Source organism: Bacterioplanoides sp. SCSIO 12839, from assembly GCF_024397975.1.
Lineage (GTDB): Bacteria > Pseudomonadota > Gammaproteobacteria > Pseudomonadales > Oceanobacteraceae > Bacterioplanoides.
In genome coordinates this window covers 337,431-349,735 of sequence record NZ_CP073745.1, presented here as the reverse complement: position 1 = coordinate 349,735, position 12,305 = coordinate 337,431, and the positions used below count along the sequence as shown (strand labels likewise).

General features: G+C 48.2%; 11 protein-coding genes. 8 read left to right on the top strand and 3 right to left on the bottom strand.

What is annotated here, in order from left to right; translation table 11 throughout:
• The first annotated feature begins 27 nt into the window (after nt 1-27).
• The 3 genes from KFF03_RS01700 to KFF03_RS17655 all read left to right on the top strand — a co-directional run bounded on the left by KFF03_RS01700 (nt 28) and on the right by KFF03_RS17655 (nt 4,194).
• The gene (locus KFF03_RS01700) at nt 28-1,425 is read left to right on the top strand and encodes an HDOD domain-containing protein (protein ID WP_255858547.1); all 1,398 of its coding nucleotides are present in this window, start codon (nt 28-30) and stop codon (nt 1,423-1,425) included.
• Nucleotides 1,426-1,487: 62 nt separating this feature from the next.
• Entirely contained in the window at nt 1,488-2,342 is an 855-nt protein-coding gene (locus KFF03_RS01695; protein ID WP_255858546.1) for an ABC transporter substrate-binding protein, read from the top strand.
• Between the two features lie 91 nt (nt 2,343-2,433).
• A complete protein-coding gene (locus KFF03_RS17655; RefSeq protein WP_304941518.1) occupies nt 2,434-4,194 on the top strand; it encodes a calcium-binding protein in 1,761 nt (586 codons plus the stop codon).
• A gap of 84 nt (nt 4,195-4,278) precedes the next feature.
• Here KFF03_RS17655 and hisA read toward each other — a convergent pair whose 3' ends face one another.
• Nucleotides 4,279-5,043, bottom strand: coding sequence for a phosphoribosylformimino-5-aminoimidazole carboxamide ribotide isomerase (hisA, locus tag KFF03_RS01680; protein ID WP_255858545.1), 765 nt, complete (start codon nt 5,041-5,043; stop codon nt 4,279-4,281).
• 41 nt (nt 5,044-5,084) lie between these two features.
• Nucleotides 5,085-5,852 (bottom strand): ribonuclease H family protein, encoded by a 768-nt coding sequence (locus KFF03_RS01675; protein WP_255858544.1) that lies wholly within the window; start codon nt 5,850-5,852, stop codon nt 5,085-5,087.
• Nucleotides 5,853-5,998: 146 nt separating this feature from the next.
• Between KFF03_RS01675 and KFF03_RS01670 the strand changes: the two genes are divergently transcribed.
• The 5 genes from KFF03_RS01670 (at nt 5,999) to KFF03_RS01650 (ending at nt 11,553) form a co-directional block, all read left to right on the top strand.
• On the top strand, nt 5,999-6,499 hold the full coding sequence (locus tag KFF03_RS01670; protein WP_255858543.1) for a (2Fe-2S)-binding protein: 501 nt from the start codon (nt 5,999-6,001) through the stop codon (nt 6,497-6,499).
• Nucleotides 6,492-8,726, top strand: a complete 2,235-nt coding sequence (locus tag KFF03_RS01665; RefSeq protein ID WP_255858542.1) for a molybdopterin cofactor-binding domain-containing protein — start codon at nt 6,492-6,494, stop codon at nt 8,724-8,726. The genes KFF03_RS01670 and KFF03_RS01665 overlap by 8 nt, the downstream gene beginning before the upstream one ends.
• A gap of 298 nt (nt 8,727-9,024) precedes the next feature.
• Nucleotides 9,025-9,981 carry an XdhC family protein gene (locus KFF03_RS01660; RefSeq protein WP_255858541.1) on the top strand — a complete coding sequence of 319 codons (957 nt, stop codon included), beginning with the start codon at nt 9,025-9,027 and terminating at the stop codon, nt 9,979-9,981.
• Between the two features lie 109 nt (nt 9,982-10,090).
• Nucleotides 10,091-10,678, top strand: coding sequence for an NTP transferase domain-containing protein (locus tag KFF03_RS01655; RefSeq protein ID WP_255858540.1), 588 nt, complete (start codon nt 10,091-10,093; stop codon nt 10,676-10,678).
• Between the two features lie 224 nt (nt 10,679-10,902).
• Nucleotides 10,903-11,553 carry a hypothetical protein gene (locus KFF03_RS01650; RefSeq protein ID WP_255858539.1) on the top strand — a complete coding sequence of 217 codons (651 nt, stop codon included), beginning with the start codon at nt 10,903-10,905 and terminating at the stop codon, nt 11,551-11,553.
• On the opposite strand, the gene KFF03_RS01645 is transcribed toward KFF03_RS01650, so the two are convergent.
• Nucleotides 11,550-12,305: a Nif3-like dinuclear metal center hexameric protein gene (locus tag KFF03_RS01645; protein ID WP_255858538.1), complete on the bottom strand. Its 756-nt coding sequence runs from the start codon at nt 12,303-12,305 to the stop codon at nt 11,550-11,552. The genes KFF03_RS01650 and KFF03_RS01645 overlap by 4 nt on opposite strands.

The window sequence follows — 12,305 nt, the reverse complement described above, 5'->3', positions numbered from 1 at the left end:
TCGCCGCACACAACAAGGATTTCTGCGATGGCAATACCGGCAACCGTAATGAAAGTTCTGGACGACTGGCACGTCCCTTATTCACTGACCGACGACGAAGAAGTGTTCAATCTTATGCAAAGCAATCCACCGGCTTCTTATTCCTCCAAAGTCGCTAACGTCATCTTTCTTAAAGATGGTGACGGCAAGGTTCAGGTCGTGATTCCAGGCAACCGTATTCTCGATCTCAATCGCCTGTCGTTCAGTACCGGGCGCCAGTTCAAAGCCTTATCAGCAGAAGAGCTGCAACGCCTGAAAAACAAATTTGGCATTGATGAGTTTCCAGCCTTGCCTCAGGTCACCGGAGTCGACTCTCTGGTGGATGAGTCATTATTGCAACAGGAAGAGCTGTATATCGTTTCCGGTGCCGAGCACGAATGGCTGAAGATCCCCACGGATGATTTCCGCAACCTGATTACCAGCTCGCATACCGGTAATTACACCGCCAAGCTACCGCTGGATATCCACAACAACAATTCAGACGAAGACCTGAGTGATGTTCATGCCGCGATTCAACAATTTACTCCGATGCGGATTCAGCAACGTCTGGAAGAGACTCTCGATTTACCCCCACTACCGGAAACCGCTCGCAAGATTATTGAGCTACGGGTTGACCCTAACGCCGATACCGTGACGTTAGCACAGGCGGTGGAACTCGATCCGGGCATGTCGGCTCAGGTCGTCAGCTGGGCGCGCTCTCCGTATTATGGCGTACGTGGTGAAATCAAAACGGTCGAAGATGCCGTACTGCGGGTATTAGGATTTGATCTGGTGATTAACCTGGCACTCGGATTGGCTCTGGGCAGAACGCTGTCGGTGCCAAAAGAAGGGCCACATGGCTATGCTCCGTTCTGGCAACAGGCGGTGGTGACGGCGGCGTTATGCGGTGAAATTACCCGCCTGATTCCGGCCAAAAACCGCCCCAGCCAGGGGCTGGCGTATTTGTGTGGTTTATTACACAACTTTGGCTTTCTGGTGCTGGGACATGTCTTCCCGCCACAATTCTCATTAATCAATCGTCATATTGAAGCAAACCCACACATTAACCGCTTCTTTATTGAACGCCATTTATTAGGTATGACCCGGGAGCAGGTATCCAGCTGCCTGATGCAGCAGTGGCGGATGCCAGAAGAGCTGGTGACCGCTTTACGCCAGCAACACAATGCTCAGTTTGATGGCGAACATAAGGAATATGCTCAGATTTTATACATTGCCACCCGGGCATTACGTCGCCATGGCTTTGGTGACGGTCCGTTTGAAACGCCGGAGCCCTGGATGTTAGATGACCTTGATTTAACCGCGGAGGCCATTGATGATGTGACATCATCCGTGATGAATAAAATGGATGACTTAAATGAGTTAGTGAGCCTGTTGAATAAACCCTGAGCGACGATCAGGCTCTGAGAAAATAAAGGCCTTAGCCTTCAGAGCAGTTATTGGAGCTAAGAATGACGATCCGACCGACCAACATCCTGAAACAGAGCCGCACCAAGCGTTTGCTCACATTATGTCTGTGTTTGTTTGCCATGCAGGCAGCGGCTCAGAAGATTCCGGACACGGTGAATCTGTCGCTCACCAGCTATCCTCCTATTCTGGATATTAAAGGCAGTATTGGTACCGACCTTGCCGCTGCTGCCTTCTTAACTCAGGGTATTCAGGTACAGTATCATCAATACCCAATGACCCGTGTTTTCTGGGCCATGAAGCAGGATAATATTGATGCCGTCTTGGGTTCAAAGTTCTGGCTTGATCAACAACAATTGGAGGAAGCATTCACTCCAATATCCGTTTATAGCCCACAGTTTTACTTTTTTGCGTTAAAAGAGAAATTCCCGCAAGGCATTCACTTCAACACACTCGATGAACTCAAAGATAAAGATATTGTTTACATCAAAGGTGGCGCGTTAACGCCAATTTTTGAAAAATTTAATATCAAGCCGCACATGGTGTCTCGCCTGGAACAAAGCCCACACCTTATAAAAAGTGGCCGCCGGGATATGTTTGCGGCGCTGGAACTCGCTGGCTGGAACATTATTCAGCAAACATACCCGAACGCATTGTCGCAGTTTATCCGCTCAGAAAAGTCCATTTATACCATGACCGGTGACATACTATTTCCTGAAAAGTCATCACACCTGGTAGAGGTGTTTAATGCAGGCCTGATAGAAATTATTAACAACGGTACCTACCTGGACATCATGAAAAAATATTATAAAGAGGTCGAAATTCCTGAAAGTGTTCGTCACTTTATGCGTTCTGCCGTTCAGCCAAACAAGTTACAAAAGAGCGCCCCCCTGCAGTAAGTTTCCTTATTTCTTACATATTTTCAGAAAAAGTGACTGTTACTCTTTCATGGTCAGCATTTAATGCTTCGCCATTAGAGAGAGTTACAACATGACCCGTTCTAAAAACACACTGGTTAAAGCCAGTGCGCTTGGGGCCGTATCGGCCTTATCCATCTTAACCGCCTCACATAGCCTTGCCTTTTCAGAAACGCCTGAAATTATTTGCGACACCCTGTCGTCTGACATCAGCGTCGCACCGAATGGTGGTTATCTTGAATTTCATACCACCAATGGCCGTGATGTGGTCTCGATTTCCGGCACGAAGAATGCCGCCTCTATCACCATTAACGATACCTGTGAAGAACGAGATCTTTCCAACTATCAAGGGGTTCGTTTTTATCTGGGCGCTGGTAACGATTCCTACAGCGCCCATGAGTTTAATATGAAGCAAGAAGTGTATGGCGAAGACGGCGTGGATTTTATTACCACTGGCCCAGCCAACGACCTGCTTAATGGTGGTGCTGGCAATGATATGCTGGCCGGGAATGGCCGACACGATGAATTGATTGGCGGCGAAGGTGACGACGCACTGTACGGTGGCGACGGCAACGACGACCTCAGCGGCGACCAAGGCAATGATTTCTTAGATGGCGGGGCTGGCAGCGATACCTACACCGGCTGGTCGGGCATTGATGGCCGTACCGAAGGCGGTGAAGAATGGGGGCCGATGGTTCCTGAGTTTCATACTGAAGATGAATTTAATGCATGGCGTAGTGGTCGTAATGCCCTGCTGAGAAAACCCCACACTGGCTTACCATCTGGCTTTAGCACCAATCTGGTGAACACCACCTACGGTGCTTTTGCTTATGTCACTATGCCAGATGCCACCACCTCGTATAACAATCTGACGGTTTCTCTGCAGGTAGCCAGCCTGAATGGTACGGCCATCGCCTGCTTCAAGAGTGTAGTGCCTACTGAAGTGTATCAGTGCCACCGTTGGGACGACAAAAACGTGATCCGTATCTCCATTACGGGTGGCAATGGCACCGATATCATCAGCGCCCAATATTCCGATGTAACGGTAGTGATTAAAGGCAAAGGTGGTGATGACCACATTGCAGGTAGCCCTGCCAACGACATCTTAGAAGGTGGTGATGGTGATGATTACATTGTGGGTGGCCGAGGTAACGATATTATTCGTGGCGATAACGGCTTCGATGAATTATACGGTAATCAGGGCGAAGACATCATGTACGGCGGCGATGATGCTGACAAAATGTGGGGCAACGAACACGATGACCTGATGTACGGTAATGGGGGTAATCAGGATCGTATGCGTGGTGGCAGCGGCAATGATGTGATGTTAGACCGCGCCGGTGGTGCTTGGTCGAAAAAGACCCGTATGTGGGGAGAATCTGGTGATGACATTATTGTGAATGCCAATGGTTCATCAGAATTGTATGGTGGCGGCGGTTATGACTTTTTAGCTGCCATGGACAGCAATGATGACCAAGGCTTCTATGGTGGTGATGGCCGTGACTGGATCTATAACCGAGGTGATGTTTACCCTAATGGTGGCGGCGGTGGCGGTTACAACCTGTGCTTCCGTAACTCGGGCAATATGAGTGATTGTGATTACGATGGACCAAACAACCTTCAGGCGGCTATTCGCAGCTATGCCGGTAGCTACAACACATCCGGAAATAACAAGGCCATCAGTTTAATGGGCTTCGGCAGCTTCTCAGGCAGCCATGGTGCATTAGAAGATGCCATTAACGATCTGGATAACAAAGCGGGCGGAGGTATCTGGATACTGGGCGATCCGGAATACCAAGTACTGGACTCGTTTTGGACCAACTGGCGCGACTAATACAGAAAATAAAAGCAAAAAACGAAAACAAAAAAAGGATTGTGTGGTGACACACAATCCTTTTTTATTTATCTGGAAGCGTGATTAAACAGACGCCTGCTGATTCCAGCACAAACATTCTTCTAACGTCACACCACTGCCACCAAAAATATCCAACGCACTGCCAATGGTTAAATCAACCTTGCCATTTGATAATTCGTGTACGCGTTTTAAATCTTCAAGCGAACGTGCGCCACCCGCGTAGGTCATAGGAATAGTAGAGTGCTGCCCTAACAAGCTCACCAAGTCTTCATCAATACCACCCTGTAGCCCTTCGACATCGGCGGCATGAATTAAAAATTCATCACAATGGTTTGCCAGCTCACGTAAATTTTCAGCATTCACCGCGGTGGACGTGACGGTTTGCCAACGGTCGGTAGCGATATTCCAGCCACCTTCGGTACGACGGCAGCTTAAATCCAGAATCAGGCGTTCTTTACCCGCTTCTTTTTTCAGCTGCTCTAAGCGCTGCCAACTGAACTGGCCGCTTTCAAACAAATACGAGGTGACAATCACATGGGAAGCACCTGCCTCTAAAAACTCAGCGGCATTGGTGTTATTCACCCCGCCACCAAACTGTAAACCTTGTGGCCAGGCAGCGAGCGCTTTTAACGCTTCGTCTTTATTGCCCGGGCCAAGGGCAATTACATGACCACCACGTAAATCATGTTGGCGATATAAATTCGCGTAATACGCGGCATCATGTTCGCTGACAAAGTTAGTGTCTGCACCGTCGTCGTTCAGGCTGCCACCAACAATTTGTTTCACCTTGCCCTGGTGAAGATCAATACAAGGACGAAATACAGTCATGGTTGTTTCACTTTTCTTAATATATTTTGTGGCGCAGTTAATTAGCCCGCGCGCATGTTTAATAAAGCAGCAATATCAAAACTGCCGTCGTCTTGGGCTTCGTATTTATGCCAATCTGGTTTTTTACGATCCACCGCAACCATGGTCATACGGTCGGCCAGTTCGTTACCTTCAGTTCCTGCGTGGGCTTTCACATGGGTTAGCGTCAGCTGCCCTTTAATTTCATTAAATAAGTCAAAGGCCTGCTGGATAATTTCCAGATTTTGAATTTCACCGTCTTTACGCTTCCAGCCACGTTTTTTCCAGCCCGGTGCCCAGTCACGAATACACTGAATTGAATACATAGAATCGCAATAAATTTGCGCACTTTTTCCCATCTCAATCACTTTTTTAGCCAAACACAACGATTGATATAAAGCGTTTAATTCAGCCGAATTATTGGTGCCATTTGGGTTAAACATGCCATACCATAATTGGATCAGCTGCTCGCCCTTGTAAATGGCAATGCCGGAGCCTGCCTTGCCTGGGTTCGGGTCACAACCGCCATCGCAAAAAAAGGTGAAGTCTGCGTTCAGGCTGACCCCTGCCGGTGTTTTGGCAGACGATGTTTTTTTGCCAGCACGTGCACCACTGCCAGCGGCTGGCTTAACCGTCGCTGGACGACCATAAGCCGCCAGCGCTTCCGCTTCATTAGTGAAAGATTTGTAGCGTGCGCCAGGAAAACCATCCACCTGCTTTTTAGCCGTTGGCCAGTCTGAATAAATACCGGGTTCATGGCCTGCCCAGATCACATAAAACTTCTTTGCCATTAAATCTACTTTGCTAGCGGTGGATTGGTCATTTTTGAGCAACAGATGTTAGCAGAAAAGCACCTTTACGGCTCTTAATAAAGGTTGTTAACCTTTCGTCCAATAACAACATAAAAGCATCACTTCGATGCTCAAGGTACAACCGGATGATTGAGTTAACTGTAAACGGCGTGAAACACACGCTGGATGTTGAAGCAGATACCCCTTTATTGTGGGTGGTGCGGGACTTTCTGAGCCTGAAAGGCACAAAGTTTGGCTGCGGTGCGGGCTTATGTGGTGCTTGCACCATGCACCTTAATGGCATTCCAATTCGTACCTGTATTACCCCGGTCTCTGCTGCGGCAGGTCAAAATATCACCACCATTGAAGGGGTTGGCTCACCGGAAAACCTGAGCACCGTACAACAAGCCTGGGTCGACAATAATGTACCTCAGTGCGGTTACTGCCAATCTGGCCAGATCATGTCTGCGACCGCTCTGTTGCGCGATAACCCCAACCCATCCGATCAGGATATCGATAATGCAATGAGTGGCAATATCTGCCGCTGCGGCACCTATCCACGCATCAAAAATGCCATTAAACAAGCCGCTGGCCAGCTATCCGCCGACCGCAACAGTGATCTATTTAAGGAGCTGACTCATGGCTGAGATGAACGTAAATCGTCGTACCTTTCTGAAAGCGTCGTCTGTTACTGGCGGTGGCCTGATGATGACCATGGCTCTGCCAGCATGCAGCACCCTGAAAAATGGCGGCCTCAATCAGAACAGTGGCACCGAGGGTTGGGATTCCAACGCCTGGTTACGCATCGATAGTGACAATACCATTCACTTTGTGCTTGATCGCACGGAGATGGGACAAAACACTTACACCGGCATGACATCGTTATTGGCGGAAGAGCTGGAAGTCGACCCTGAGTTAGTGAACATCCGCTTCGCCGGTGTTGATCCTCTTTACCGCAACAGCATTTATGGGGTGCAGGTTACCGGTGGCAGTACCAGTATCGCAGCTGGCTGGAAAATTATTCGTGAATGCGGCGCAGCAACACGTCTGATGTTGACTAAGGCCGCCGCCAATACCTGGGGGATAAAAACTGAGCAGTGTCGTGCTGAATCAGGCCATGTTATTAACACCCAGACGGGAGAAAAGATTCCCTATGGTCACCTGGCAGCCATTGCCGCCACCTATTCCATCCCATCCGATATTCCACTGAAAGATAAGTCTGAATTCAAAGTCATCGGCAAATACAACAAACGCCTGGATGCCGCACAAAAAGCGACTGGCACCGCTGATTTTGGTATCGATACTGAATTACCGGGTATGTTGTATGCCGTGGTAACCCGTGCCGGACGCTGGGACAGTGAAGTCAAAAGCTTTGACGCCAGTAAAACGAAAGCCATGCCGGGTGTGGTTGATGTGTTCGAAATTAACGCCCCAGCAGCTGTTGGTGTTGCCGTGGTTGCGAAAAGTTATTGGCAAGCGCGCAAAGCGCAGCAACAGCTCACGGTTGAGTGGCACAACAGCCAGCTTAACAACGTCAGTGACGAGAGCATTTTTGCTCAATATCAGGCTGATATGGCCGAAGACAGCGGTAAGAATGTTCGTGATGATGGCGATATTGAAAAGGCGCTGGAATCGGCAACAAACACCATTACGGCTGAATACAAAATGCCATTTCTGGCTCACGCCACTCTGGAGCCTCAAAACTGTACTGCTTGGGCGAAAGAAGATGGCATGGAAATATGGGCACCGACACAAGGCCCGGATATGGCCCAGGTAGCAGCAGCTAAAGCCAGCCGTTATTCCCTGAGTGACATTAAAATTAATGTGACCTTTATTGGTGGTGGTTTTGGCCGTCGAATTAATAACGACTATGTTGCGGAAGCGGCTGCTATTTCAGACAAGTTGCAAAAACCAGTGAAATTAATCTGGTCACGGGAAGAAGATACTAAGCGCGATTTCTACCGCCCTTCCAGTTATCACCAGCTCACCGCCACGCTGGACAACAGCGGTAATGTTAATGGCTGGCAGCATCAAATGGCTGGTTCTGGTGTGTTTGACTATTTTGTTTCTGAAGCGGCTCCGGCCCAGTATCCATTTGCACCTAAGTTTATGTTCGGCATGCTGGAAAGTGCGGGCAAACTCGGCGAAGGCATTATTGCACCAGCCGATGCGTCTATTTATGAAGGTGCTAATCACCTACCTTATGAGTTTGAACACTTATCGGTTGATTATAAAAAATCCGATTCCGGTATTTTAGTCGGCAACTGGCGTAGCGTGGGTTATTCACATAATGGTTTTATTACTGAAACCTTTATGGATCAGCTGGCAAATCAACAGCAACAAGACCCGGTTCAATTCCGCTTAGGTTTATTAAAAAATAATGCCCGCGCTTCTCAGGTATTAAAGACGGCGGCCGAGAAAGCCAGCTGGGGATCACCATTGCCTGGCTGTACTCAGGGTGTTTCGCTGCATAAATCGTTTGGTACCTGGGTGGCACAAATTGCCGATGTTGAGCTACAGGGCAATCGTCCACAGGTAAAACGCGTGGTGTGTGTGGTCGACTGTGGTCAGGTTGTTAACCCGGATACGGTTGAAGCACAGATGGAAGGTGGGATTATTTTTGGTTTAACCGCCGCATTATATGGAAAAATCACCATTGTGGATGGCGAACCGCAACAAAATAATTTCTACGATTATCAGTTGCTGCGCATGAATGAATCGCCGGATATTCAGGTTCATATTATTGACAGTAATGAGCAGCCAACCGGGGTGGGTGAACCAGGTGTTCCACCACTAGCGGCAGCCGTTGCCAATGCTGTGACGGCGAAAACCGGGCAGCGTTTTTACAGTTTGCCGCTAGAGTTAAACGCTTGAGGCTTGGTTAAAATCCTGAAGCTCTACAAAGAAGAATGTCGGGTATTTATAAATCGACCCTCCATAGCATGGATGCTATGGCGGAGCCTACAAGGATGTATTCACGGCGTGTCGATGTTAAATACCCGGCATTCTTCGATATAATTTATTTCTTATTATCCACAGCACCATCATCCCATTATGTATTTAATCTCGTGACACGCTACCAGTACGTCCCTGTATGCTCATCCCTGGCATCCATGCCAGCGAGGTCACTCTGATTAAATACACAACCGGATTCTGAAGCGTCAGAAAAAATATGAACGGCAGTAACTGGTATTTATTACAACAACTTCTGAACTGGTTGGAACAGGGCATTGATCCCTGGCTAGCCACGGTATTGGAAACCTATGGCTCGTCACCGCGCCCCGTAGGCTCCATGATGTTATATCACCCAACCAAAGGCATTGTTGGTTCTCTCTCCGGAGGCTGTATTGAACAGGAGCTGGTTGAGCAATTACCCCATGCCGAACCACTTTCGCCAAAAGCCATTAACCGCCCACAAGTCATTCGTTATGGTGGAAGTACGGAAGAGCAGCAACGCTTACAGCTGCCGTGCGGTGGCCATCTGGATGTTTTATTAGAAAAAATTACGGCCGATAAAGCCGATCACTTTTCACAGTTATTCCAGGCATTAAAGCTCCGCCATCACACCGGACGCGAGATTAACCTGCTTAGTGGTGAACTGGCGATTATCGATGATCAATCGCTTAAGAATGATATTCAGCGAGATGATCAGGTGGTCCGGCAGGCATTGCGGCCGCACGATAAATTATTGATGGTGGGTGCCGGAGAAGTTGCACGCTGTGTGGCAGAAATCGCAAAAAATCTCGAATTTGAAATCACGCTGTGTGATTTCCGTGATGAGTTTCTTCAGGGGTGGCATGTCGAGGGGGTCACTGTAGTCAAAGGCATGCCTGACGACCTTATTGCTGAATCATTCAATGACCCACACTGCGCCATTGTTGCCCTCGCCCACGACCCGAGAATTGATGATATGGCGATGTTGGAAGCGCTGAACTCTGAGGCCTTTTATGTCGGTGCCATGGGGTCGTTAAAAACCTCTGCCAAACGCCGTGAACGCTTACTCGAATTGGGAATAACACAAAGAGCACTGGCGCAGCTACACGCCCCGATAGGGCTCGATATTGGCAGTAAAACGCCCTATGAAATTGCCCTGTCGATTGTGACTCACATCATTCAGCAGCGCCCATGATGAGCATGACAAGCCCGATAGCTGTTCCGGGAATAATGGTAGTTTCCCCAATAGCTGTTTTTTCTGACCGTATGCTACGGTGTATTCTTTAAGGCTGAGCAGACTATCTATGGTAACAGGTGTCATTTTATTAGCGGCGGGCCGCAGTACACGCTTTGGCGGCGACAAGCGACTGGCACCATTACCCGGGCATCAGGACCCGGTTCTGTTTACCACCCTTAAACATATTCAAAACAGCGGACTGCCTTGCTTTGTTGTCCTGCATAAAGGCGATAAACAACTTACCAAGCGCCTTGATCAACAAGGAGTGGCCTGGGGAATTTGCCCGGATGCGTCACTGGGTATGGGGCATAGCCTGGCATTTGGCGTGCGCTCGACCCAACACTGGCAAGGTTGGCTAATAGCACTGGCGGATATGCCATGGATACAAGCAAACAGTTATCGAGCCATTGCCGCCGCATTAGATGGTCATAATATCGTACGCCCGGTATGTATCGATGCAGAATCTCAGCACCACTATGGCCACCCCGTTGCTTTTTCCCTGCCCTTTGCTTACCAGCTGATGCAATGCCACGGGGATACCGGAGCACGGCACCTGTTAAAACAATCCAACCTGGTTACTGAGTTAATAATTAATGACTCAGCAATATGCAAAGATATTGATAAACCTATTGATTTAGACAGACACTCTCAATAATTTAGCTACGGTACCGCTGAATAATTCAGCCCCCATGCTTAATAATCATTTCTGAACAAAAAGAAATCACTCTCAATCTCTATATCGTGCAATCCTTATTTTCAGACACAACCAACGAATTTTACATTAGTCGATTTAAGACAAATGGCTCGAATTGCCCTAAACCTATTTGCACGATAGGAGTAAATTTAAAGCCACAACAATAATGAAACCTGGACTCAACCATGCGCCTTTTTGGCTTAGTATTGCTTCTGCTCTCTTCATTATCTAATGCTGAAACAGAGTTTCAGGAGCTTGAGCTACTGTCTTATCGTTTATCGTCCTCTTTTGCGGCCTTCATTTTTTTTGAAGGGCAACAGGATTACCTCGACGCTGCCAAAGAAAATCTGGCCAATGGCAGCGAATTACTGAAGCAACTGGAAGGGCAACATCCAAATATTCACTCTCTCTGGCACCAGGCAGAAGACTTTATTGAAGAAAACACAGACCGGTCTTTTAATGGCCTGGATACGACACTGGAAGCTGGCTGGAGCTTGATGACACTGGAGCTTCAGGAAAAGATATCCGCTGTTAATCAGAATACATATTCATCTGACGCCATTCGCTTACAAGTAGAAATGGAACAAATTCTGGTGCATTACATGAAGTTTTCGAATTCCTCATTTGGAGGTTATGGCGTCAGCCTTTCTGGCCGGTCAATCGAAGAGCGGGTGGCTGATGTCAGTAATATGATTCAGGAATATTTCCCGGATAACAGACGATTGCAGGGCAAGTGGAAGTTTATCCGCCGAACGCTGTTAGCCTACAACGAACAAACATCACCTTATATTGTTTCAAAAACATTTGATGACATGCGAAAAATAATCCGGCGTTAAACCGGATTATCAATATCGACAAATTCCACATTCAGATTAAATTCTTCCGCCAGATATTCGCCCAATGCTTTCGCGCCATAACGTTCAGTCGCATGGTGCCCGGCACTGAAAAAATGTGTGCCGGTTTCACGGGCAAGATGTACTGCCGGTTCATTAATTTCTCCGGTCAGATAGGCATCCACTCCAGCATCAACCGCTGTTTGTAAATACCCTTGCGCCCCACCGGTACACCAGGCAATGGTTTCAATTCGGTCTTCATCTTCACCAATATGCAGCGGCTCGCGCTGTAAACACTCAGCAATCCAGGCACGAAATTCTTTACCACTCATTGGTCGTGGTAAGCGGCCAATATTACCGGGCTTAGACGGATCACTTTCATCAATCGGCCCGTCAACTTCCAAACCCAAGACATCCGCCAGCTGAATATTGTTGCCATAGATGGGATGGACGTCCAACGGCAGGTGGTAAGCGATCAGATTGATATCGTTGATCAGCAAAGCTTTCAGGCGTTCTTTTTTGATGCCAATCACTCGCTCATCTTCGCCTTTCCAGAAGTAACCATGATGTACCAGAATGGTATCCGCGCCACGTTTGATGGCTTCATCGATTAATGCCTGATTGGCCGTAACACCCGTTACGATATGATGAACCTTTTCGGCTCCCTGCACCTGTAAGCCGTTTGGGCAGTAGTCGCGGATGCGCGCGCTTTGCAATAATGTGTCGAGGTGCTTGATAAGCTGGCTACGATCCAT